19 protein-coding genes and 1 pseudogene are annotated in these 23,829 nt (G+C 64.6%); 13 read left to right on the top strand and 7 right to left on the bottom strand.

Annotated features, from left to right (window positions below; translation table 11 throughout):
• Nucleotides 1–231 precede the first annotated feature (231 nt).
• Nucleotides 232–1,158, top strand: a complete 927-nt coding sequence (gene pdxS / locus L0B83_RS18780) for a pyridoxal 5'-phosphate synthase lyase subunit PdxS (RefSeq protein WP_308194033.1) — start codon at nucleotides 232–234, stop codon at nucleotides 1,156–1,158.
• Between the two features lie 302 nt (nucleotides 1,159–1,460).
• Here the strand turns inward: pdxS and L0B83_RS18775 are convergent, their stop codons facing one another.
• The 3 genes from L0B83_RS18775 to L0B83_RS18765 form a co-directional block, all read right to left on the bottom strand.
• Nucleotides 1,461–3,473: a M3 family metallopeptidase gene (locus tag L0B83_RS18775; RefSeq protein WP_234760093.1), complete on the bottom strand. Its 2,013-nt coding sequence runs from the start codon at nucleotides 3,471–3,473 to the stop codon at nucleotides 1,461–1,463.
• 102 nt (nucleotides 3,474–3,575) lie between these two features.
• Nucleotides 3,576–4,325, bottom strand: a complete 750-nt coding sequence (locus L0B83_RS18770; protein ID WP_234760092.1) for a type 1 glutamine amidotransferase — start codon at nucleotides 4,323–4,325, stop codon at nucleotides 3,576–3,578.
• Nucleotides 4,322–5,617 carry a Mur ligase family protein gene (locus L0B83_RS18765; RefSeq protein ID WP_234760091.1) on the bottom strand — a complete coding sequence of 432 codons (1,296 nt, stop codon included), beginning with the start codon at nucleotides 5,615–5,617 and terminating at the stop codon, nucleotides 4,322–4,324. Before L0B83_RS18765 ends, L0B83_RS18770 begins: the two co-directional genes overlap by 4 nt.
• A gap of 101 nt (nucleotides 5,618–5,718) precedes the next feature.
• Between L0B83_RS18765 and pdxT the strand changes: the two genes are divergently transcribed.
• The 9 genes from pdxT (at nucleotide 5,719) to L0B83_RS18720 (ending at nucleotide 15,624) form a co-directional block, all read left to right on the top strand.
• Nucleotides 5,719–6,420, top strand: coding sequence for a pyridoxal 5'-phosphate synthase glutaminase subunit PdxT (gene pdxT / locus L0B83_RS18760; RefSeq protein WP_234760090.1), 702 nt, complete (start codon nucleotides 5,719–5,721; stop codon nucleotides 6,418–6,420).
• 3 nt (nucleotides 6,421–6,423) lie between these two features.
• The gene (locus L0B83_RS18755) at nucleotides 6,424–7,179 is read left to right on the top strand and encodes a YebC/PmpR family DNA-binding transcriptional regulator (RefSeq protein ID WP_234760089.1); all 756 of its coding nucleotides are present in this window, start codon (nucleotides 6,424–6,426) and stop codon (nucleotides 7,177–7,179) included.
• Between the two features lie 45 nt (nucleotides 7,180–7,224).
• The gene (ruvC, locus tag L0B83_RS18750) at nucleotides 7,225–7,803 is read left to right on the top strand and encodes a crossover junction endodeoxyribonuclease RuvC (protein WP_234760088.1); all 579 of its coding nucleotides are present in this window, start codon (nucleotides 7,225–7,227) and stop codon (nucleotides 7,801–7,803) included.
• Between the two features lie 114 nt (nucleotides 7,804–7,917).
• Nucleotides 7,918–8,562, top strand: a complete 645-nt coding sequence (gene ruvA / locus L0B83_RS18745) for a Holliday junction branch migration protein RuvA (protein WP_234760087.1) — start codon at nucleotides 7,918–7,920, stop codon at nucleotides 8,560–8,562.
• Entirely contained in the window at nucleotides 8,555–9,631 is a 1,077-nt protein-coding gene (gene ruvB, locus L0B83_RS18740; RefSeq protein ID WP_234760086.1) for a Holliday junction branch migration DNA helicase RuvB, read from the top strand. The genes ruvA and ruvB overlap by 8 nt, the downstream gene beginning before the upstream one ends.
• Before the next feature lie 190 nt (nucleotides 9,632–9,821).
• Nucleotides 9,822–10,205, top strand: a complete 384-nt coding sequence (gene yajC, locus L0B83_RS18735; RefSeq protein ID WP_234760085.1) for a preprotein translocase subunit YajC — start codon at nucleotides 9,822–9,824, stop codon at nucleotides 10,203–10,205.
• Nucleotides 10,206–10,314: 109 nt separating this feature from the next.
• Nucleotides 10,315–12,069 (top strand): protein translocase subunit SecD, encoded by a 1,755-nt coding sequence (gene secD, locus L0B83_RS18730; RefSeq protein WP_234760084.1) that lies wholly within the window; start codon nucleotides 10,315–10,317, stop codon nucleotides 12,067–12,069.
• On the top strand, nucleotides 12,069–13,082 hold the full coding sequence (gene secF / locus L0B83_RS18725; protein ID WP_234760083.1) for a protein translocase subunit SecF: 1,014 nt from the start codon (nucleotides 12,069–12,071) through the stop codon (nucleotides 13,080–13,082). The genes secD and secF overlap by 1 nt, the downstream gene beginning before the upstream one ends.
• 148 nt (nucleotides 13,083–13,230) lie before the next feature.
• On the top strand, nucleotides 13,231–15,624 hold the full coding sequence (locus tag L0B83_RS18720) for a RelA/SpoT family protein (RefSeq protein ID WP_308194031.1): 2,394 nt from the start codon (nucleotides 13,231–13,233) through the stop codon (nucleotides 15,622–15,624).
• Nucleotides 15,625–15,634: 10 nt separating this feature from the next.
• Here the strand turns inward: L0B83_RS18720 and L0B83_RS18715 are convergent, their stop codons facing one another.
• From L0B83_RS18715 to L0B83_RS18705, 3 genes are all read right to left on the bottom strand, one after another.
• Nucleotides 15,635–16,183, bottom strand: a complete 549-nt coding sequence (locus L0B83_RS18715) for a type IV toxin-antitoxin system AbiEi family antitoxin (RefSeq protein ID WP_234760082.1) — start codon at nucleotides 16,181–16,183, stop codon at nucleotides 15,635–15,637.
• Between the two features lie 199 nt (nucleotides 16,184–16,382).
• The gene (locus L0B83_RS18710; protein WP_234760081.1) at nucleotides 16,383–17,861 is read right to left on the bottom strand and encodes a DUF349 domain-containing protein; all 1,479 of its coding nucleotides are present in this window, start codon (nucleotides 17,859–17,861) and stop codon (nucleotides 16,383–16,385) included.
• Between the two features lie 65 nt (nucleotides 17,862–17,926).
• A complete protein-coding gene (locus L0B83_RS18705) occupies nucleotides 17,927–18,694 on the bottom strand; it encodes a peptidylprolyl isomerase (RefSeq protein ID WP_372461223.1) in 768 nt (255 codons plus the stop codon).
• Between the two features lie 262 nt (nucleotides 18,695–18,956).
• Between L0B83_RS18705 and hisS the strand changes: the two genes are divergently transcribed.
• From hisS to L0B83_RS18690, 3 genes are all read left to right on the top strand, one after another.
• Nucleotides 18,957–20,309 (top strand): histidine--tRNA ligase, encoded by a 1,353-nt coding sequence (gene hisS / locus L0B83_RS18700; protein ID WP_234760079.1) that lies wholly within the window; start codon nucleotides 18,957–18,959, stop codon nucleotides 20,307–20,309.
• Between the two features lie 63 nt (nucleotides 20,310–20,372).
• Nucleotides 20,373–22,139 (top strand): aspartate--tRNA ligase, encoded by a 1,767-nt coding sequence (gene aspS / locus L0B83_RS18695; protein WP_234760078.1) that lies wholly within the window; start codon nucleotides 20,373–20,375, stop codon nucleotides 22,137–22,139.
• 134 nt (nucleotides 22,140–22,273) lie between these two features.
• Complete coding sequence (locus L0B83_RS18690) at nucleotides 22,274–23,044, top strand: GNAT family N-acetyltransferase (RefSeq protein ID WP_234760094.1); 771 nt, start codon at nucleotides 22,274–22,276, stop codon at nucleotides 23,042–23,044.
• Nucleotides 23,045–23,420: 376 nt separating this feature from the next.
• On the opposite strand, the pseudogene L0B83_RS18685 reads toward L0B83_RS18690, so the two are convergent.
• A pseudogene (locus L0B83_RS18685) lies at nucleotides 23,421–23,829 on the bottom strand (hypothetical protein); the annotation flags it as partial.

Raw genomic sequence — 23,829 nt, 5'->3', positions numbered from 1 at the left:
AATCAGGTGCCAAGCTCCCAATGAACCCGGATCGCCTCGGCAACCGGACCAGCGGCGCTTACGCCAGAGCGGCCGTGTACCAGGCTGGTAATCAAGTACGGCGGGCACAGCGCAGGGGACTAGTATTGAAGTTACTTGGTCAATGTGACCTGGAAATCCGGTGCGCGCCGTGTGTGGCCCCTGTCCGCCTGCGCCCCGGCGAAGGTCTTCTATCTACCCATAGGGGTTTTTGTGTCTACACCTGATGTAAGCAACGAAGCCGGTTCGTCCGCAGCCAGCGTTACGGGCAGCAGCCGCGTCAAGCGCGGCATGGCCGAGATGCTCAAGGGCGGCGTCATCATGGACGTCGTCAACGTCGAGCAGGCCCGCATCGCCGAAGATGCCGGTGCTGTGGCCGTCATGGCGCTCGAGCGCGTCCCCGCCGACATCCGAGCCCAGGGCGGCGTGTCCCGCATGTCGGACCCGGACATGATCGACCAGATCATCTCCGCCGTGTCCATCCCGGTGATGGCCAAGGCCCGTATCGGCCACTTCGTCGAAGCCCAGGTCCTGCAGTCCCTCGGCGTGGACTACATCGACGAGTCCGAGGTCCTGACCCCGGCTGACTACACCCATCACATCGACAAGTGGAACTTCACGGTTCCCTTCGTCTGCGGTGCCACCAACCTCGGCGAGGCGCTGCGCCGCATCAACGAGGGCGCTGCCATGATCCGCTCCAAGGGTGAAGCCGGCACTGGAGACGTCTCCAACGCCACCACCCACATGCGCCAGATCCGCGCCCAGATCAAGAACCTGACCTCGCTTCCCGAGGACGAGCTCTACGTCGCGGCCAAGGAGCTGCAGGCACCGTACGAACTCGTCAAGGAAATCGCCGCCACCGGCAAGCTCCCGGTCGTCCTCTTCACCGCCGGCGGTATCGCCACCCCGGCCGACGCCGCAATGATGATGCAGCTCGGCGCGGACGGCGTGTTCGTCGGTTCGGGCATCTTCAAGTCCGGCAACCCGGCCCAGCGTGCCGCCGCCGTCGTGAAGGCCACCACCTTCTACGACGACCCCGACGTCATCGCCAAGGTCTCCCGTGGCCTGGGCGAAGCGATGGTCGGCATCAACGTCGAGGAAATCCCCGAGCCCCACCGCCTCGCAGAACGCGGCTGGTAGGGCTTACCTAGGTCTGGGCAATGGCAGTCCTCTGCGTGCTATTCCCCACGTTCTTGGCGTGCCGGTAGGCCCCGATCCTCTGCGTGCTATTCCCCGCTGAGGCCGCTTCGCGGCGAGCGGGGCCCCTTTTACGCACGCTGCCGGACCAGGGCCTGCCTGCATAGTGCGGCCTAGCACGACGCCGGTCGGTCACCTTTCAAACGATGGTGACCGGTCGGCGTCGTACTTTAACACCATCGATTGCTGAGCAAGGGTCGTTTTCGCGGCTCAAAACGGCGCTTGCGGAGCAATCGGTGAGGGGATTACTCGAGCCCGCGGCGCTTAAGGAGTGGGTCGAGTGAGGCCTCGCGGCCGCGGAGTATGCGGAACGATTCCAGCGGGTCCCGGCTATTGCCGCGGGAGAGGAGTTCCGAGCGGAACCGTTCGCCGTTCCCGCGCAGCAGCCCGCCGTTCTCCGTGAACCAGTCCACCGTCTCCGCGTCCAGCACTTCACTCCAGATGTACGAGTAGTACCCGGCCGCGTAGAAGTCGCCGGCGAAGATGTGTTGGAAGTACCCCGTGCGGTACCGGGGCGGTATCAGGGAGTGCGCCACGCCTGCCGCAGCCAAGGCCTTGGCTTCGAAGTCCAGGGCATCCTGGGGAACAGCGTCGGCGTCGAGCACGTGCCAGGCCAGGTCCAACAGGGCGGCGCCCAGGTATTCCGTGGTGGCGAAACCTTCGCCCCACAGCCTGGACCCGTTGAGGCGGTCGACGACGTCCTGGGGGAGCGGTTCGCCGGTGGCGTGGTGGCGGGCGTATTTGCCGATAACCTCCGGCCACATGATCCACATCTCGTTGACCTGAGACGGATACTCCACGAAGTCCCGGGGGACCGAGGTTCCGGCGAACCGTGGATACGTGACGTTGGAGAAGAGTCCGTGCAAGGCATGGCCGAACTCGTGGAATGCGGTCCGGACCTCATCCAGCGTGAGCAGGGTGGGTTCCCCGGCCGGGGGCTTGGAGACGTTCAGGTTGTTGAGCACCACCGGCTTGGTACCGAGCAGCGTTGACTGTTCCACGAGAGCGTTCATCCACGCCCCGCCGCGCTTGGAGTCCCGCGAGTAATAGTCGCCCAGGAAAAGGCCAAGCTGGGAGCCGTCCTCGTTCCGCACCTCCCAGACGCGGACATCGGGGTGGTAGCCCTCAAGGTCGTTCCGCTCGTGGAAAGTGATCCCGAAGAGGCTCGTGGCTGCGAAGAACACGCCGTCTGCGAGGACCCGGTTTAATTCGAAGTAGGGGCGCAGGAGTTGTTCATCCACCTCGAACCGTTCCCGCCGGACCTTCGAAGAGTAGTAGGCCCAGTCCCAGGCCTCCAAACGATGGCCCGCGCTCTCCGCCAAGGTGGCTGCTTCGGCGTCGGCGTTGCGGATGGCGGCAGGAGCGAGCCTGTTGAGCATTGTCTGTACAGCGGCGAAATCGGGAGCGGTCTGGCGGTCGCTGACCAGTTCGGCGTAGTTGCCGTACCCGAGAAGTGCCGCCTTTTCGGCGCGCAACCGCACCATCGCCTTCACCTGTTCCAGGACATCCAGGGGGCCGCCGTCGCTTCCCCGTGCGACCGACGCTTCATACAAGCGGCGGCGGAGGTCACGGTTCTGCAATGAAGCCAAAGCAGGCTGGTTGCTCGGCAGTATGAGGGTCAGCAGGTATTTCCCCTCGTGCCCGGCAATGCGTGCTGCCTCGGCGGCGCTGGCGATGTCGTCCGCTGGCAGGCCGGTGAGTTCCGCGGCGTCGTCGACGACGAGGGCGGCGGCTTTCATGGCTTCCTTAACGCGCTGCCCGTACTCGGTTCCCAAGCGGGAGAGCTCAGCATTGAGGCCCTTGAGCTTTTCCTGGTCAGCCGGATCAAGCTGGATCCCTGACTGGCGGAACTCCCGGAGATACTCCTTGACCAGGCGGAGGGACTCGTCATCAAGTCCTGACGTGTCTATCGCCGCGAATCGTTCGTACAGTCCGCGGTTGAGGTAGATCGCATCCTGGTGGCTCGCGAAACGGGGCGACAACTCGGTTTCGAGTTCGAGGATAGCCTCCGAGGCGTCGGCGGAGACCAGCGTGAAGAACGCAGCCGCCGCACGCTCCAGCAGCCGGCCGGAGCGTTCCATGGCAACCGCCGTGTTGTCGAAGGAAGCGGGCTCCGGATTCTCGACGATGGACCGGATCTCGGCCAGGTGCTCAGCGAGGCCCGCATCCACGGCTTCGGCGTAGTGGCTGTCCCGGATGCTTGCGAAAGGCGGCAATCCGAAGGGAAGGGTACTCGGCTCCAAGAGAGGGTTCGTCATCAAGCAACCCTTTCATGCGGGGCCCCCGCCCACAACGGTTGACCGCTCGCTAACGCGGCTCCACGCGGCCGCCTAACGCGGCTCGCGGCTCCACGCAGCTCGCTACCGCGGCCGGCGCGCCGCGTGTTCGCGCGCGAGGCGGGCGAAGTCGTCGTCGGGATTTCCCGGGACGAAAGTGCCGTACTTGCGTTCGACGGCGGTGCGGATCAGGAAATCGGCGATGGCAGGATTCTTGGGCAACAAGGAACCGTGCAGGTAGCTTGCAACCACATTCCGGTGCCTGGCGCCTTCATGGTTGTCCTTGCTGTTGTTGCCCGCACCCTTGGACACGGTGCCGAGGGGCTCGACGCCGGCGCCCAGGGTGGTCTGTCCGCTGTGGTTCTCGTAGCCCATGATTTCGCCGAACTCGGGGGACGTGAGGGTGACGTTTCCGATGAGCCGTTCGTCGGTGCCGACGGTTTCGACATCCAGGATGCCGATGCCGGGGATGACAGGCCCGCTCTTCGTCTTGAAGAACTTGCCGAAAAGCTGGTAGAGCCCGCAAATGACCAGCATGGGCGTCCCGTCCTCGGCCATGCCGCGCAGATGCCCAGCCCGCGCCTGGAGGTCTTCCTGGATGACCAGCTGGCCGCTGTCCTGGCCGCCGCCGCCCACAATGAGGTCGACGTCTTCGGGGAAGTCGTCGCCCACGTTGTATTCGAGAAGTTCGGGCGTGTAGCCGTGCCAGAGCAGGCGCTGCCGCAAGACGAGCGCGTTTCCCCAGTCGCCGTAGATGTTCATGTCACGGGGATAGAGCTGGAGGACCCGGATGGTGCCCTTGCTGGCGTGGGTGGTGCTTTCGGCCGGGGTCATGAGACCACCTCTACTGTGGTGATTTTGGAGAGTTCGCGCCGGATCGCCAACATCGCGGTGTAGGTGCAGAAAACGCGTTTCGGTTTGCCCGCTGCCCCCCGGATGAATTCTGCCAGCGCCGCAGGGATGTCGGTGTCCACTGAGCCGAAGCGGACCTCGTCGTACTGGAGGCGCAAGGCCATGTCGTAGGCGCGGACGCCGCTCACGACGTCGACGCCGTCCTCGCGCAGCGAGTCGAATTCAACGTCCCAAAGCCACGACATGTCACGGCCGTCGGCATAGTTGTCGTTGATGGCGATCATGGACGCGTAGCCCTTCGCCGGGAACGACTTCAGCCCCAGGCGGAAACCGCTCGGGTTCTTCACGAGGACTAACTCGAAGGGTTGGCCGTCGACGGTCAGGCTCTCTCCGCGGCCGAACGCAGGAGCCACTTCGGAGAGGGCCTTGACCAACTTCGCGGCGTCAGCTGGCTGCCCGCTTGCTCCGGTGATGCTCCTGGCCAGGACCAATGCGGCGGCGGCATTGAAGATGTTGTAGACGCCGCGGAGTTTCATGTGTGTCGACACCACGGCGCCGTCGAACTCGAAGTCCGCGTCGTCGGTACCGACCCGGCGGAGTACGACGTCGGCCGCCGGGGACGGGGGAACGTCACCGCGGGCGCTGGTACCCGACGCCGCGGACCGCATGTCGTCGTCGTTCGGGAAGGTGCTGCGGAGCGATTCGTCGAGTCCGAAGTAGAGCACCTCGGGGCCACTGACGGCCGAGGCAATACGGGCGACCCGCGGGTCCTCCCGGTTCAGTACCACGGTGCCGGTGGTCCGCTCGGCGATGCGCTGGAGGAGGAGCGCCGTGGTGTCGATTTCGCCGAACCGGTCCAGTTGGTCCCGCAGGACATTGAGGAGGAGGCAGTAGCGCGGGGGCACCTTGTTCACGAAATGCACGGCGTGTGCCTCGTCGAGCTCCAACACCGCGACGTCGGCGTCCAACCTGCCGCGCCAGTCCACCGCTCCGAGAAGCGCGGCTGCCACGCCACGCGTGAAGTTGCTTCCGGTCCGGTTGGTGAAGACCTTCAGTCCTTGGCTCTCCAGGAGTTCCACCACCATTTTCGTAGTGGTCGTCTTGCCGTTGGTTCCGCTCACCACCGCCACTCCATGGGGGAGCGAGGACAGGGTCCTCTGCATGAAGCCGGGATCGATTTTCTCGACCACGAGGCCGGGCAAAGCCGAACCCCCGCCGCGCAGCCGGGACACAGTACGGACCAGCTTGCCGAGTGGAACGGTGAACGAAAACATGCTCTGTAATATATCCCAGTTAGTGCATGAACCTCGTGCCGCAGGCCCGCTGTCCGGCCACCGGCGCACACCCGGCGGGGGCGGCGCATTATGATGGTCGAATGACCAATCCCCCTTTCGAGGCTTCATCAAGCGTGGGCTCGGGCCTGCGCATCGGTGTCCTCGCACTACAAGGCGACTTTCGTGAGCACATCCACGCCGTCGAAGCGGCCGGTGCCACCGGCGTCGGCATCCGGCGTCCGGCGGAGCTCGACGACATCGACGGGCTCATCATTCCCGGCGGCGAGTCCACCACCATCGACAAGCTGGCGCGGGTCTTCGAACTCGCCGATCCGATTCGCAAGCAGATCGCGTCAGGGCTGCCGGTCTATGGATCGTGCGCCGGCATGATCCTCCTCGCGGAGGACATCGCCGATCCCGCCACCGATCTCGCCGGGAATCCGCAGCAGACGTTCGGTGGATTGGACATCACGGTCCGTCGCAACGCCTTCGGCCGCCAGCGCGAATCCTTCGAAACCGATCTCGACTTCAAAGGCCTCGAGTTCAGCGCGGGCGAGTCCGGCGTCGATCCTGTGCACGCCGTTTTCATCCGTGGACCGTGGGTGGAACGGGTCGGTCCCGGCGTCGAAATCCTTGCCCAGGTGGAGCCGGGCAAAGCCGCGCACACGGACACTTTGCACGGGTTGGCTAGAATTGTTGCAGTGCGATCAGGCCGGTTGCTGGCCACCTCCTTCCACCCGGAAGTGACTGGGGAGAAACGCGTGCATGAATTGTTTATTCGAATGATCAGAGGGGAAGTTTAAAGCATGTCAGGCCACTCCAAATGGGCGACGACCAAGCACAAGAAGGCCATCCTCGATAGCCGCCGGGCCAAGTCGTTCGCCAAACTGATCAAGAACATTGAAGTCGCGGCCCGCATGGGCGGACCGGACCTTGCAGGCAACCCCAGCCTGGAACTGGCTGTCACCAAAGCCAAGAAGACGTCGGTTCCCGCCGACAACATCGACCGCGCCATCAAGCGCGGCGCGGGCCTGACCGGCGAAGTGGTTGACTACACGGAGATCATGTACGAGGCCCGCGGCCCGCAGGGTTCCGCCCTCCTGATCGAGTGCCTGACGGACAACAAGAACCGCGCTGCCTCCGAGGTCCGCCTGGCGATTTCCCGCAACGGCGGCACCATCGCCGATCCCGGCTCGGTGAGCTACCTCTTCACCCGCAAGGGCGTCGTGAACCTGCCCAAGAACGGGCTCAGCGAAGACGACATCCTGATGGCCGTGCTCGACGCCGGCGCCGAGGAAGTCAAGGACAACGGCGACAACTGGGAAATCCACTCGGAACCCACGGATCTCCCCGCCATCCGCGAAGCCCTCAAGGAAGCCGGCATCGAATACGACACGGACGAAGCTGAATTCGTCCCGTCCATGCAGGTGCCTCTGGACCTCGACGGTGCCAAGAAGTTCATGAAGCTCGTCGACGCCCTTGAGGACCTCGACGACGTCCAGAACGTCTACACCAACGCGGACATGAGCGAGGAAGTCCAGGCTGCACTCGAGTCCGAGTAACGCCCGATTGCGGCACAGCTTCATGACAAACAGGGAGGCCCGGACTTGACTCTTCGCGTATTGGGAGTCGATCCGGGCCTCACCCGTTGCGGCATTGGAGTGGTCGACGTCGAACGGAACCGCCGCGCAACCATGGTGGCCGTCGGCGTCGTCGGAACCTCGCCGGAGCAATCATTGGACCAGCGCTTGCTGGTCATCGCCAAGGCCATCGACGAATGGCTGGACCTGTATGAACCCGACGTCCTCGCGGTGGAACGGGTTTTCTCCCAGTTGAACGTGAGCACGGTCATGGGCGTTGCCCAGGCATCCGGCGTCGTCATCGCGGCCGCCGCGCGGCGGGGAATCCCGGTGGCGCTCCACACGCCGTCGGAGGTCAAAGCCGCCGTCACGGGAAGCGGCACCTCCAACAAGGAAGCGGTGACGAAACTGATCACCAAAATCCTGCGCCTGGACGCCCCGCCCCGCCCGGCGGATGCCGCGGACGCGCTGGCCCTCGCCGTCACGCACGCGTGGCGGGCCGGCAGCGGCGCCGCCATTTCTACTACCGGTCCGGGCAGCAGCGCGCTGACGCCCGCCCAGCGGGCGTGGGCTGAAGCCGAAGCGAAAGCGCGCCGCGCCCGGTAATTGTCCCTTGCCCTTGCTAGGGTATTCGTAGATATGTTCGGATAGCCCCCGCGTCATGGATGCAGTCATACCTGCAATCGCATCCTGCGCGGGGCAGTACTCAGGAGCCGGGTCTTGATCAGTTTTCTCCGCGGAACCGTGGCACACGTCAGCCTTTCCACGGCTGTCATCGACCTCAACGGCGCCGGAATGAGCGTCTACGCCACGCCCCAGACCCTCAGCCACCTGCACGTCGGCGAGGAAGCGAAGCTGTTCACCTCCTTGATCGTCCGGGAGGACTCCCTGACGCTCTTTGGTTTCTCGAACGACGACGAGCGGGAAGTTTTCGATGTCCTGCTTAGCGTGAGCGGTGTTGGGCCCCGGCTGGCCCTCGCCGTGCTGGCCGTCCATGAGCCCGAGGCCATCCGGGTGGCCGCGCATTCCGGTGACGCCAAGTCGTTCACCAAGGTACCCGGCATCGGGCCGAAGGTGGCCGGCAGGATCGTCCTTGAGCTTGCGGGCAAACTGGTGCCCCACGGTACCGCGCCCGGAGCCGCCCCCGCCGTCGCGGCCGAGTCCGCCTGGAAACCGCAGGTGGTCGCTGCCATGACGAGCCTCGGATGGTCGGAGAAGGACGCCTCGGGCAGCATCGAGAAGGCAATGGCCGATTCTCCGGAGCTTGCCGACGCCGGCAACGTCGCCCAGATCCTGCGTGCAACCCTTCGCTGGCTGGGGCAGGACGGCGCCCGTGCTGGAAACCGGGTAGGCAGCCGTGGTTGAGCAGTCGCTCGTTGCCGGGGGAGAGGAGCCCGAAGAGCGCGTCATCGAGGCCGCACTGCGCCCCAAGAACCTGCACGACTTCGTTGGCCAGCACCGTGTCCGGAAACAACTCGCGTTGGTGCTGGAAGCCTCGAGAATGCGCGGCCGCAGCGCGGACCACGTCCTGCTTTCAGGTCCCCCGGGGCTGGGTAAGACCACGCTCTCCATGATCATCGCGGCGGAGATGAACGCTCCCTTGCGCATCAGCAGCGGCCCTGCGATCCAGCACGCCGGCGACCTCGCTGCCATCCTCTCCTCGCTTTCTGAGGGCGAAGTGCTCTTCCTCGATGAGATCCACCGGATGTCCCGGCCCGCCGAGGAAATGCTCTACATGGCCATGGAGGACTTCCGGGTGGACATCGTGGTAGGCAAGGGTGCGGGTGCTACTGCCATTCCGCTTGAGCTGCCGCCATTCACCCTCGTTGGCGCCACCACGCGGGCGGGGCTGCTCCCTGGACCGCTGCGTGACCGTTTTGGTTTTACCGGCCACCTTGAGTTCTATTCCGTAGAGGAGCTGGAACTCGTACTGCGCCGCTCGGCCGGACTGCTCGATTTGAAGGTCAACTCGGCCGGCTTCAGCGAGATAGCGGGCCGGTCCCGGGGAACCCCCCGTATCGCCAACCGGCTGCTGCGCCGGGTCCGGGACTGGGCTTTGGTGCACGGCATTGAACAAATCGACGCCCGTGCCGCTTCCGCCGCGTTGGACATGTACGAAGTGGACCAACGTGGATTGGACCGACTGGACCGTGCCGTGTTGGAGGCCCTGATCCTGAAGTTCAACGGCGGGCCCGTGGGCCTTTCCACCCTCGCGATCGCCGTCGGAGAGGAACCGGAAACCGTCGAAACAGTTGCTGAGCCATACTTGGTGCGGGAAGGCCTGCTGGGCCGGACGCCGCGCGGCAGGATTGCCATGGCATCGGCCTGGACGCACCTTGGCTATGCCGTGCCGCCCGGAGTGTTCGGCCAGGACCCGCTGGCGCTGTTCGAGGACAGCGAAAATGGGGCGGAAACCATCGACACCGGCCGTTAGCACGATCCATCCAGCTTAACCCTCTAGACTGGTATGACACTCGGCACGTTCGAGTCCTTGGTTCTGTGCCCGCCCGTCGGAGCATTGCGCGGCCATGTGGGCAAAAGCCCCACGGCCGCCGGATCCACCGGGCAGACATGGCCGTGAAACCAAAAACGTATGTAAAGAACGGAACTTCCCTGTGGATCCAATGACAATCCTGCTGTTCGCCATGCTCGGCGTCTTCATCTTCATGATGTTCCGCCGCAACAAGAAGACGCAGCAACAGCAGGCCCAGCTGCAGTCCCAGTTTGCCCCGGGCGTCGAGGTCATGACCAGTTTCGGACTGTTCGGCCGAATCGTCTCGATGGACGAAGCCGAGAACAAAGTGGTCTTGGAACTGTCCCCGGGCAACCTCGCCACGGTGCACCGCCAGGCCGTTACCAAGATCGTTGAGCCCGTCGCGGAGGCCGCTGTCGACGTCCCGGACGACGCGTCGTCGCTGACGGTAGAGGAATCCGATGGATCTGCATCCAAGGAGACCCCGGAGGAAACCCTCAAGCGCCTCAACGACGAGGGCAAGAAGGACAACTAGCCCGTACCCGCTCAACAAGCGGGAATAGTTCTACGGCAATGAATCGCCGCCGGCCTGCGCTCACCAGTGCACGTCGGCGGCTGTTCCGTCATCAACAGGAAGATCGAACATGGCACGAACCGGCCACAAAAATGCAGCCCGCAGGGTGCTGATCTGGCTTGTCGCAATATTCGCTGTACTGACCGCAGTCCTCGGCGGCGGCGTCATCACTGGTCACGCCAGCTGGGCCCCGAAGCTCGCGCTTGACCTTGAGGGCGGCACGCAAATGATTCTCGCGCCCAAGGTCGAAGGATCAACCGGCATCAACGAAGAACAGTTGAACCAGGCCGTGGCGATTATCCGCCAACGCGTCGACAGCTCAGGTGTCGCCGAAGCGGAAATCACCACGCAGTCCGGCCGTAACGTTGTGGTGAGCCTTCCCGGTACGCCAAGTTCGGAAACCCGCGCCCTGATCCAGGCATCAGCCGACATGAACTTCCGCCCGGTGATCACCGCCGGGGACCCGGCCCCTGTTCCGGAGGCCTCGCGGACTCCGGACGCAAGCCTGCCGAAGCCTACTGCCGCGCCGACCAACGCCAGCGACAGCAACTGGGTCACCGCGGACGTCTACAAGGCCTTCGAGGCCTTGGACTGCGTCCATCCTTCCCAGGACAAGCGGCCGCGGTCGGACCCGGGCAAGCCGCTGGTGACCTGCGAGCCGGCGACGGCCAAGACGCCCGCCGTCAAGTACATTCTTGGTCCCGTCGAGGTGAAGGGCCAGGACATCGTTTCGTCCTCGTTTGATCCCGTCCGGGGCGCCCAAGGCTCGGTCACCAATGCGTGGGGCGTGACCATCACGTTCAATGCCAACGCCACCAAGACGTTCAAGGACGTCACCCAGCGGCTCAACCAGTTCTACGTAGCCTCGCAGGCGCAGGGCGGCAACGACCCCAAGGCACAGTTCGCCATCGTCCTGGATGACCAGGTGATCTCCGCGCCTCGCGCCCTCGCCGTCATCACCGACGGAAAGCCGCAGATCACGGGTAACTTCACGCAAGCCTCGGCCCAGGCGTTGTCGGACCAGCTTCGCTACGGCGCTTTGCCCATCAGCTTCGATATCCAGTCCGAGGAACAGATTTCCGCCACCCTCGGTGGCGAACAGTTGCGTCTTGGCCTGATGGCCGGCGTGATCGGTCTGCTGCTCGTGGTGGTCTATTCGCTCTTCCAGTACCGGGCCTTGGGCTTTGTCACGATCCTCTCGCTCGTGGTGGCCGGCGGCCTCACGTACCTGGCCATCGCGATCCTTGGCTGGACCGAGAACTACCGGCTCTCCCTTGCCGGTGTGGCTGGTCTTATCGTGGCCATCGGCCAGACAGCCGACTCGTTCATCGTGTACTTCGAACGCATCCGTGACGAACTTCGTGAAGGCAAGGGCCTCGTATCCGCCGTCGAGAACGGTTGGAAGCGCGCCAAGCGGACGGTCCTTGCATCCAAGGCCGTCAACCTGCTTGCCGCCGTGGTGTTGTACTTCGTCGCTGTTGGAAACGTCCGCGGCTTCGCCTTCACCCTTGGCCTCACCGCTGTTGCAGACCTCTTGGTCGTGTTCATGTTCACGCACCCCACGCTTCAGGTGCTTGCCCGGACCAAGTTCTTCGGGGAGGGCCACCGTTTCTCCGGCCTCGACCCTGAGCGCCTGGGCGCCGTGCCCCTGTACCGCGGTGCCGGAAGGCTCCGTACGCCGGCCGAGAAACCCGCCGTCGTGCGTGCCCGCAACACGGGTGCGGCCGCTGAAGCCGAGCGCCGCATGACCATCGCCGAACGTCGGCTTGCCGAGAAGCAAGCTCAGCTGGCTGGTTCTTCCAACGGCAACAAGGAGGAGAAGTAATGACCACGAGCTTCGCAAAGTTCGGCAACGAGCTCTACACAGGCAAGCGTTCTTACAACTTCGTTTCGAGCAAGAAGATCTGGTTCATCATCGCCGCAGTGGCGGTGGCGATCTCGATCCTCCTGCCGGTTGCCAAGGGCGGCTACAACCTCGGAATCGACTTCCGCGGCGGCTCCGAGTTCACGGTGTCCAACGTGAAGACCACGGAGACCAGCCTGGGCGAGAAGGCAGTCCACGACATCGTTCCCGGTGCTGTTCCGCGCGTCGCCAATGTCGCTGGAAGCACTATGCGGATCCAGACAGACAAGCTCAGCGATGACCAGACCATCAAGATCAAGGCAGACCTCGCGAAGGCCTACGGCGTCACCGAAAACCAGGTCACGTCGACCTTCATCGGTCCCACGTGGGGGCAGGATGTCACCAAGCAGTCCCTGATCGGCCTCGCGGTGTTCGTAGGCTTGGCTGCCCTCTTGATGGCGCTGTACTTCCGCACGTGGAAGATGTCGGTTTCCGCCCTCGTCGGCATGCTCGTCACGATGTTCACCACAGCCGGTGTTTACTCCTTGAGCGACTTCGAGGTGACGCCGTCGGCCATCATCGGTTTCCTCACCGTGCTCAGCTACTCCTTGTACGACACCGTGGTGGTGTTCGACAAGATCCGTGAGAACACCTCGGATATCGCCACCTCGAGCCGGCGCACTTTCGCCGAAGAAGTCAACCTTGCCGTCAACCAAACCCTGGTGCGCTCCATCAACACCATGATGGTGGCAGTACTGCCCGTCGCCGCGATTCTGTTCATCGGTGCCGGCTTGCTGGGTGCCGGCACACTCCGCGACCTGTCCCTCGCGTTGTTCGTCGGCATCCTGATCGGTACAGCGGCTACGATCTTCATCGCGGCTCCGCTCTACGCATGGCTGCGCCAGAGTGAACCCGAGCTGCAGAAGCAGGCCAAGAAGGTGGCTGCCCGGCGCGCGGCGGCCGCCAGCGCGAACCCGGAAGCTGCGGCCGTTTAGCCTCCGTTTTCCTTGAGGGGCCGGTCACCGTTGACAAGCGGTGACCGGCCCTTCTGTTTCCCGGCTCCGTCATCTGGGTATCGGTTCTTGGAGAGGTCACAAGCGGGAATAGACTGGGAGAATTAAGTCAGTCGTGAGAGGTGCTTTTGTGGAGGAACGTACGACGTCGGCGCCGCCGGCGGGCGGAGAGGGTGGCCTGAGCCGCGTGCCCGGCACCGCAACTGCAGCTACGGGTAGCACCGTGGACGGTGTGCCCGTGGACAGCCCCGGCGCGCGCCCGACGTTCCCCGGACGACGCGAGCGGACGCGCTCCAGGCTGGCCAAATTGACGGGACGGGGCACGAGCACCTATTCGCCCATCCTGGAACCGCTCCTGCGGACCGTCAGGGCAAACAACCCCAAGGAAGACCTCGATCTCATCCAGCGGGCCTTTACCGTCGCAGAGCGAAGCCATCAGGGGCAGAAGCGGAAGAGCGGCGATCCGTACATCACCCATCCCGTTGCAGTGGCCACGATCCTCGCTGAACTGGGCCTCACCGGGACAACCCTGGCTGCGGCACTCCTGCACGACACTGTGGAGGACACGCCATACACCTTGGCCGACCTGACCCGCGATTTCGGCCCGGAGGTCGCAATGCTCGTGGACGGTGTCACCAAGCTGGACAAGGTCCAGTTCGGCGAGGCCGCACAGTCCGAGACCGTCCGCAAGATGGTTGTGGCCATGGCCAAGGACATCCGGGTGCTGATGATCAAGCTGGCGGACCGGCTCCACAATGCGCGCACGTGGCGCTTCGTTTCAGCCGAATCCTCCGCACGCAAAGCGCGCGAAACACTCGAGATCTTTGCGCCGCTGGCCCACCGCCTTGGCATGAACACGATCAAATGGGAACTCGAAGATCTCTCCTTCGCCGCCCTGTACCCCAAGGTATATGAAGAAATCGTCCGGATGGTGGGGGACCGCACTCCGGAGCGCGAAAAGAGCCTGAGCGTCATCCGCAACCAGATTGCCGAAGACCTCCGCGTCGCCCGCATCAAGGCCACCATCACGGGCCGCCCCAAGCATTACTACTCGATCTACCAAAAGATGATCGTCCGGGACAAGGACTTCGACGACATCAACGACCTCATGGGCGTGCGTGTCCTCGTGGACTCCGTCCGGGACTGTTACGCGGCCCTTGGCACTTTGCATTCGCGCTGGAACCCCCTGCCGGGGAGGTTCAAGGACTACATCGCCATGCCGAAGTTCAACATGTACCAGTCCTTGCACACCACGGTCATCGGCCCGGGCGGCAAGCCCGTCGAGATCCAGATCCGGACCCACGAAATGCACCGCCGTGCCGAGTATGGCGTGGCGGCGCACTGGAAGTACAAGGACCAGCCCAACCGGACCGCAGTAGGCCCGGGGAGCCCCAAGGACGGCGACATGGGCTGGTTGCGTTCGTTGGTGGACTGGCAGCAGGAAACGTCCGATCCGGGCGAATTCCTGGACTCGCTGCGTTTTGAAATCAATGCCCGGGAAGTGTTCGTGTTCACTCCCAAGGGCGAGGTCATGGCCCTTCCCGCAGGATCGACGCCTGTGGACTTCGCCTACGCGGTGCACACCGAGGTGGGTCACCGGACTATCGGTGCGCGCGTCAACGGCAAACTGGTTCCGCTCAACAGCGAACTCAATCACGGTGACTGGGTGGAGATCTTCACGTCCAAGGCCGAGGGCGCAGGACCGAGCCAGGACTGGCAGCACTTCGTCAAGAGCGCCCGGGCCCGCAACAAGATCCGGCAGTGGTTCAGCAAGGAACGGCGCGAGGAGGCCATCGAGCGCGGCAAGGACCAGCTCACCCGCGCTATGCGTAAGCAGAACCTGCCCCTGCAGCGCCTCATGACGCATGAGGCACTCTCGACGGTGGCCGAGGAACTCCACTATGTCGATATCTCCGGCTTGTACGCCGGCGTGGGAGATGGTCACACCTCCGCTCAGTCCGTCATGGAAAAGCTCATGGAGCACCTCGGTGGCCATGAGACGCCGGACGAGGACCTGGACGAAGTCAGCATCCCGTCGCAACTCCAAAAGGTCCGGTACTCGGATTCCGGCGTGATCGTCCGCGGTGTCGGGGATGTTTGGGTGAAGCTTGCCCGCTGCTGCACTCCGGTGCCGCCCGATCCGATCCTCGGGTTCGTCACGCGGGGCTCCGGGGTGTCCGTGCACCGCACCGACTGTACGAATGTCTCGGATCTTCGTGACCAGCCCGATCGCATCGTCGAGGTTGAGTGGGCTCCGACCCAATCCAGCGTCTTCCTGGTGGAGATCCAGGTGGAAGCCCTGGACAGGAAGTCCCTGCTCTCCGACGTCACCCGGGTGCTGTCGGACAACCACGTCAACATCCTGGCTGCCTCCGTGCACACCTCCAGCGACCGGGTAGCCATCTCGCGGTTCGCTTTCGAAATGGGCGATCCCAAGTACCTGCACCACGTGCTTAGTGCCGTGCGCAGGATTGACGGCGTGTTCGATGTCTACAGGACCACGGGCAACCACAGGAGAAGTTGAACCGCACCACTCAGGCGGCTGCCTCAGACGGCGATACTTCGCGGGCCGGAGCGTCCGGGGTCCGGCCCAAGGCTGCGAGCTTGCGCAACGCGGCCTTCTTGTGAGGGACCCTCGCGGACGCCTCCACCGCGAGGACCAAGAGCCGGAGCCGGACACCCAACTCCTCCTTCGACAGCAGCATGCGCAGTGCAGGCAACGCCCTGTCCGCCTCGACGTGAAGAGCTACATCGACGGCGGTCCGTAGCGGACTGGTCACGAGCAGCCCGCCGATGCTGACCACGTCCAGTTGGCCCAAACGGACTTCGTGCAGAATGCAGCCGGGAGCCGAACGCAAGCTCGATATACGGTGTTTGGCGTCCACGAGGAGTGAAAGCCGCTCAGGGGCGTCCGCGCAGCCGTAAATCCAGGCCGCCGTCATGCGCCCCGCGATGACCTTCCTGCGAATGCGGTCCGGAACCACCAGGGCCGCAGCGCGGGCACGGAGCCGGGGCGTGACATCCAGACCGGAAGGAGTGAAGCTCTTCTCATAGAGCGGTGTGAGCACGCCGTCCGTAGCCATTGACTGAAGCTCGGCCCAGGTGAACTGGGGGCTGGGCGCATACAGCTCCTGGGCTGGGGGGTCCTGTTGCTGCGGAGGCGGTAATCTCGGGGCCATCCAGCAATCATTCCGCGGTACCAACAACGCGAACAGGCCCCGGCCTGGTTATGTGGATAACCGGGCCGGGGCCTGTCTGCGGACGTACTAGGCGCGTCTACTGCTAGGCGAGGTCGCTTGCCGAGCGCTGGATCTGGTCAAGCCACGCCTCGCGTGCTTCAAGGGCCTCACGGGCATCCTTGATGCGGCGCTGGTCGCCGGCCTTTTCGGCCTTTTCCAGGTCCTCCCGCAGGTTGGCGATAGCCGCTTCCAGCTGCGAAAGGGCGCTGTTTGTGCGGGCCTTCGTCTCCGGATTGCTCCGGCGCCACTTGTCCTCTTCGGCCTCGCGGACGGCGTCCTCAACCTTGCGAAGGCCGGCTTCGATCCTGCCCATGTCGGCGCGGGGGACCTTGCCGGCGTCTTCCCAGCGGTCGCGGATGGACTGCAGCGCCTTCTTGGCTGCGTTGAGGTCCGTGATCGGCAGCAGGGCCTGGGCCTCGGCGATGAGTTCTTCCTTGACGGCAAGGTTCGCTGTGTACTGCTGGTCGATCTCGTCATTGGCAGCTTGGCGGTTGCTGAAGAAGACGTCCTGCGCGGCACGGAAGCGGAGCCAGAGCGCGTCGTCGTCCTTGCGGCTGGCGCGGGGCGTAGCCTTCCACTGCTCCATGAGCCGCCGGTATTCGCCCGCGGCGAATCCCCAGTCCGTGGAGCTGGAGAGTGCCTCGGCCTCGACGATCAGCTGTTCCTTGGCGGCCTTGGCTGCCGAGTTGGTGCTGTCCAACTGGGAGAAGTAGGCGCGGCGGTGGCGGTCAAAGACGGTGCGGGCCGAGCGGAACCGCTTCCAGAGCGCGTCCTCGTTGCTGCGGCCAAGTCGGATGCCGTTCTTCTGGGCCGCTTTCCAGCTCTCGAAGAGTTCGTTCATGCGGGCACTCGACGTCTTCCACTGAACCTGGGACGGATCCTGGGAGGCGATGGACTCGGCTTCGGCGACGATTGCCTCGCGCGCCGCGAGCTCCGCGGAACGTGCTGCCTCGTGTGCGGCCTTCTCGGACTTCTCCAACTCGGAAATCTGTCCGGTCAGGGCGTCGAGCCGGGCTTCGGCCGCGCGGATGTCGCCCACCATGTTTCGCTCTGCGAGCTGCCCGCGAAGGTGCTCGACCGTTTTCTGCATGTCCGTGGCCGGGGCCTTGGACTCGACGCGGTGCTCCAACAGAACGATCTGCGCGACTACATCCTCGAACTTCCGGGCGAAGTATGCCAGCGCCTCGTCGGTGCTGACTCCCGGGTACTGTCCCACCGGCTGTTCTTCGCCGTCGATGGTCAGGAAGACGTGGCCGTCACCCTCGGCGCGACCCCACTTGGCGGCTTCAGCCAGGGACACTGCCGTGGGCTGCGCTGCCGGGGCAGCCGGAATCACGCTCGCGGCGGCCTTCGGGCGGGCAGCGAATGCCGCCGGGGAAGGCGCCTTCGAGGGGGCAGGGCGTGGGGCCGGAGCAGCTGGCTTGGCAACGGGCGAATCACCGGCTTGCTCAGGTGCTGGAGCCTGGGTTTCTTCGTCGTTGCTCACTGCTGCAGTTTCGTCGGATTTCTGACTGTCTGTCACCGCTAAAAGTCTTTCGCTTGGAGGGATTACTAAGGCAATGCGCCGTGGACCGTGGCCCGGACGAATTACTTCAGAGAAAACGAGTCTATCGTGACAGCTGCCACAGGGGCGCCGTCAGTGGCGCTGCTGCCCGGATTAATACCTGCCTGGGCGATCTTCGTCACGATGTCCATGCCGCTCGTCACCTTGCCGACCACCGTGTAACCTCCGGCTGAATCCGGTGGAATGACCGTGTCCTTGTACACGATGAAGAACTGGTGCCCGTTGCCGTATGCGTTGTTGCCGGTCCTGGCGACGGCGATGGTTCCCGCCGGATAGGTGTTGTTGGCGGGGGTGTTCTCAAGTGGTCCCCAGTGGAAGTTGGGGTCATCGGTCGTGTCCGCGCCCTTGGCTCCGCACTGCAGCACCGAGAAGTTGTCGGCAGTGGTCAGCCGTGGGCACTTGAGGCCGCTGTAATAACCTGCGTCCGCGAGCGATTTGAACACTGCCGCGGCCTGGGGAGCCGTTGTGCCATCAAGTTCGACGCCGACTGCCCCGCCATTGAGGCTGAGCTGGCCAGTGAAGGTCTTGCCCGCGGCGGTGTCCGCCTTGGGGATATCGGCGCTGTTAGAGCCTGTTGGCGCGGCGGAAGCGGAGGGCTTTGCCGAGGCGGACGGCGAACTCAGTCCGGCTTGGGCCGCTGCGAATTCCGATTCGCTCGGATTCGAGTTGAACACCGTGAGTTGGAGCACGACGGCGGCAATGAGGGCGGCGGCGCCCGCACCGACGGCGATCACATTGTCCCGGCGGCGCCGCTTGCCCTGCGCACGACGAAGCTCGCGCCTGGCTTCCATCTGCCTGATGCGCCGTTTGGCTTCACGGTTATCCTTCGGCCTTGTAGGCAACGGTCCTCCTGGTTGTCCGGACAAGCTTCCATCGCAAGCAAGCCGGGGCCCGGGTGCCCGCATTAGATGTGCGGGGCGCCGAAAGCATAAACTGGCTGCCGCACATATTTTATGCATGACTGGCTGGACGCCAGCCCATCCTGAGCCGAATCGGCCCGTGGTTCGTGGCGCTGGTTCCGGTCCGCGCAATCATTGAGGAGAAATTTCCGCCATGGCCCGTTCCGCCTCCCTGTCCGGATTCCCCGAGTGGCTTCCCCAGGAGCGGTTGGTGGAACTGCATGTGCTGGACACGTTGCGCAAGACGTTCGAACTCCACGGCTTCTCTTCCATCGAGACGCGCGCTGTTGAAACGGTCGGCCAGCTTCTTCGCAAGGGCGAGATCGACAAAGAGGTATATGGCCTCAGCCGGCTGCAGGAAGACGAAGACGGCGGCGAAGGCGGAAAGTCAGACAAGGCGGATCCCAATGCCCTCGCCCTGCACTTCGACCTCACGGTGCCGTTCGCGCGCTATGTCGTTGAGAACGCCGGCTACCTCGCCTTCCCGTTCCGCCGCTACCAGATCCAGAAGGTGTGGCGGGGGGAGCGGCCCCAGGAAGGCCGCGCCCGCGAGTTCACGCAGGCGGACATCGACGTTGTGGGCGACGGGGAGCTGCCTTTCCGCTACGACGTCGAGATTGCACTCGTCATCGCCGAGGCGTTGAGCGCCCTTCCCATTCCGGACTTCCGCCTGCGGATCAACAACCGCAAGTTGGCCGAGGGCTTCTACCGCGGTATCGGCCTCACGGACACTGCCGGCGTGCTCCGCAGCATCGACAAGCTTGAAAAGATCGGTGAAGCGAAAGTTGCCGAATTGCTCAGAAGCGAGCTTGGCGCCACGGATGAGCAGGCAGCGCTTGCCCTGAAGCTCGCCGCCATCCGCACAGAGGACACCTCCTTCGTGGCGCAGGTCCGCGCCCTCGGGGTTACTGACGAACTCCTCGAAGAAGGCCTCAGCGAACTCGAACAGGTCATCGATGCGGCCGTGCAGCGCGCCCCGGGCAAGGTTGTTGCCGACCTCAGCATCGCCCGGGGACTCGACTACTACACCGGTACCGTCGTCGAAACCGTCCTGGTTGGACACGAGCAACTCGGCTCCATCTGCTCCGGCGGCCGCTACGACGCCTTGGCCAGCAAGGGCAACCGCAAGTTCCCCGGCGTTGGCCTCTCGATCGGCGTGACCCGCCTGGTGTCCCGCATTTTGAGCCAGGAGCTGGCTACGGCGTCACGCTCGGTGCCCACTGTGGTCCTCGTGGCGCTGACCAACGACGAGAGCTGGTCTGCTGCCCAGGACGTCGCTGCCCAGCTCCGTGGACGCGGGATCGCCACCGAAGTTGCGGCGAAAGCGGAGAAGTTCGGCAAGCAGATCAAATTCGCCGACCGGCGCGGCATTCCTTTCGTGTGGTTCACCGATGAGGACGGCAAGCACCAGGTCAAGGACATCCGCACCGGTGAGCAAGTCGACGCGGACCCGGGCAGCTGGGAGCCGGCTCCCGAGGATCTCCACGTCCGCGTCACCACGCGTTAGCCACGGTAAACTCGAACGGGATCGTTTTGTCATGATCCTGAAAATCATGTTGAAAGGAATGCTGTGCTGCGCACACATGACCTCGGATCCTTGCGTTCCGAGCACATTGGACAGACCGTCACCCTGGCAGGCTGGGTAGGCCGCCGCCGAGATCACGGCGGCGTGGCCTTCGTCGACCTGCGTGACGCGTCCGGTGTCGCCCAGGTGGTTGTTCGCGAGGAAGAGGTCTTCCACGGCCTGCGCAATGAATACGTTCTGCAGATCGTGGGCACCGTCAGCAAGCGTCCCGAGGGCAACGAGAACCCGCACCTCGCTACGGGTGAGATCGAGGTCATCGCGGAGAAGGTGGTGATCCTCAACACTTCGGATCCCCTTCCATTCCAAATCGACGAGCACGTGGAGGTCGGTGAGGAAGCCCGCCTGAAGCACCGCTACCTCGACCTGCGCCGCCCCGGCCCCGCCCGGAACCTTCGCCTGCGCTCCGAGGCAAACCGCGTGGCCCGTGAACTGCTTCACCAGCATGGCTATGTGGAGATCGAAACCCCGACACTGACCCGTTCGACGCCGGAAGGCGCGCGTGACTTCCTGGTTCCGGCGCGCCTGGCACCCGGTTCCTGGTACGCCCTTCCGCAGTCGCCGCAGCTTTTCAAACAGCTGCTCCAGGTTGGCGGTTTCGAAAAGTACTACCAGATCGCACGTTGCTACCGCGACGAGGACTTCCGTGCGGACCGCCAGCCGGAATTCACCCAGCTCGACATCGAAGCCAGCTTTGTTGACCAGGACGACATCATTGAGCTCGGCGAAGGCATCGTCAAGGCGGTGTGGCAGCTGATCGACGTCGAGATCCCGACGCCGATCCGCCGCATGACCTGGCACGAGGCGATGGCCAAGTACGGTTCGGACAAGCCCGACCTGCGCTTCGGCCTGGAGCTCACCGAACTGACCGAGTTCTTCAAGGACACGAACTTCGGTGTCTTCAAGGCGCCTTACGTGGGAGCTGTTGTCATGCCCGGCGGAGCCTCGCAGGCCCGCCGCGCGCTCGACGCGTGGCAGGAGTGGGCGAAGCAGCGTGGCGCCAAGGGCCTCGCTTACGTCTTGTTCAAGGAAGACGGCGAGCTCGCGGGTCCCGTTGCCAAGAACCTCACGGACGCCGAGCGTGCCGGTCTTGCCGATGCCGTCGGCGCCAAGCCCGGCGACTGCATCTTCTTCGCCGCTGGCGAGAAGTCAGCTTCCCGCGCCCTGCTCGGCGCTGCCCGCGTCGAGATCGGCCACCGCACCGGTCTGATCGATCCGAACGACTGGGCTTTCGTCTGGATCGTCGACGCCCCGATGTTCGAGCCCGCTGCCGCGGCAGTAGCGTCGGGGGACGTCGCAGTGGGTGGCGGACAGTGGACGGCTCTGCACCACGCCTTCACCTCCCCGAAGCCCGAGTTCCTGGACTCCTTTGACAAGGACCCGGAGGCGGCACTGTCCTACGCTTACGACATCGTGTGCAACGGCAACGAAATCGGCGGCGGATCCATCCGTATCCACGAGGCCGATGTCCAAGAGCGCGTTTTCGAACTCATGGGCCTGGACAAGGAAGACGCCCAGACCAAGTTCGGCTTCCTCCTTGAAGGCTTCAAGTATGGCGCACCTCCGCACGGCGGAATGGCCTTTGGCTGGGACCGCGTGGTGGCCTTGCTGGCCGGCGTCGACTCGATCCGCGATGTCATCGCCTTCCCGAAATCCGGCGGTGGCTACGACCCCCTGACCGCAGCCCCCGCTCCCATCACGGCGCAGCAGCGGAAGGAAGCAGGAGTCGACTTCAAGCCCGGGACGAAGGCGTAGGAAGCACCGGCAGGGCAGCTCTTTGCCGCAGCAGTAGCCCGGAGGCCCCCGCACATTGCGGGGGCCTCCGGCGTACCATGACGGCGGTTGACTTTGGTGGCCGTTGACTTTGAGGAGGACGCGTGGCGCAGGAGATGAGCCTGGCGCTGATTGAGGCGCTGATGGACCGGGCATGGCCGGCCCTGGACCGGGAAGTCGCCGGCGGCTGGGTCATGCGGGCCGCTGGTGGTGTCACCCAGCGGGCGAACTCAGTCTGGCCCAAGGAAGAGGCCGGCGACAACGAGTCGGCAGTGCGCGACGCCACGCAATGGTATCGCTCTCGGCGTTTGCCCTTGATCTTCCAGGTTTTCGACGACGAGCGGAGCGCCGCCCTCAATACGGTTCTCGATGCGCAGCGATTCACCCGGCAATCGGAGACCCTCATCATGGTCCACCCCGGTGGAACCCTTCCGGCTGCCCTCCCCGGTGACCCGGCAATCGACGTCGAGATCTCCGAGGAGCCCTCCGACGAGTGGCTCCGGCTGTGGTGGTCCGTTGACGGACGCGGGGGTGACGCCGAGCTGGACATCGCGCGGAAGATTCTGACCTCCTGCCCGTCCGTCTACGCTCTCGTGAGGGACGACGACGGCGCCCCGGCCGCCGTCGGGCGCCTCGCCGTCGTGCAGGGCAACGGAGGCGTCTATTGCATGGCAACAGGGGCTGGACACCGCCGCCGGGGTTTCGGACGGCAGGTGCTTGACGCCCTCCTTGCGGCTGGCAGTCACCGAGGCGTGTCGGACTTCTGGCTGCTGGTGATGGCTTCGAATACCGCTGCCCGGGCGCTGTACGAGGGGGCCGGGTTCGCAGAGCGTGGCAGGTACCTCTACCGGCAGGCAAAGCCTCAGCGGGCATTGTCGGGCTGCTAGGGGAGCGGCTGCGCCGGGGCGGCGTCGGACTGCCGGCCGGGTGGACGGGCGGCGCGGCTGCGCCGGGCCCGTATTCCAGAATGAGCCACGCGCGCGAGCGGTCTCGCCCGGATCGGCCAAGTCAACGTCGGCTTGCGCGTTCTGAGAACGCTGGCGCGTGGACGTGAGCTGCCTGCGCCCCCGGCGGTTCGGGGCCTGTCTGCGGGCGCTTGTCGATCAGGCGGACTCGAGCAGCCGCGCTCCGCGCTAAGCGTGCTATGGCGGCAGGTCAGGGGTCCATGGAGGAACCGCTCGACCGGTAGTTCGGGTCCCGGTGCCGGGGTATGACCTGCCTGCGCGCCCCAGCGGTTGGGGTCTGTTTACGCGGGCCGCTTGTCTAGCAACCGGGCTTGGACAGCAATAGCGGTCCGCGGTCCCGGGGGTGTGCCGTGGCGGCGGGTTGGTGCTGCCTCTTGGGGTTGTTTGGTGGGTTGGTTGTTTTAGTAGGCGGCGTATGCGGCGTGGGGGTCGTATTGGGGCAGGGTCCAGTCTGGGTCGTCCGGGTCGTAGGCTCGTCGGGAACGTCGAGGGTGTCGGGCCAGGGGTGGGCGGCCGTGAAGGAGGACCAGTCGGGGAAGGGATCCACGGGCAGTTCACGTTCTTGGAACAGGTCCAGGTCTGGGGGCAGGTCGAGTTCCGGGTCGGTGTCTGGTGGCGGTTCGGGGTGGTCCGGTGGGGTCAGGGCGGCCATGTGTGTGTTGGTGGTTGTGGTGGGGGTGTGGTGTGGCCAGTGGGGTGGTTCCCAG

Source organism: Arthrobacter alkaliphilus (assembly GCF_021483235.1).
Lineage (GTDB): Bacteria > Actinomycetota > Actinomycetes > Actinomycetales > Micrococcaceae > Arthrobacter > Arthrobacter alkaliphilus.
This window is presented reverse-complemented; position numbering and strand designations above follow the sequence as displayed.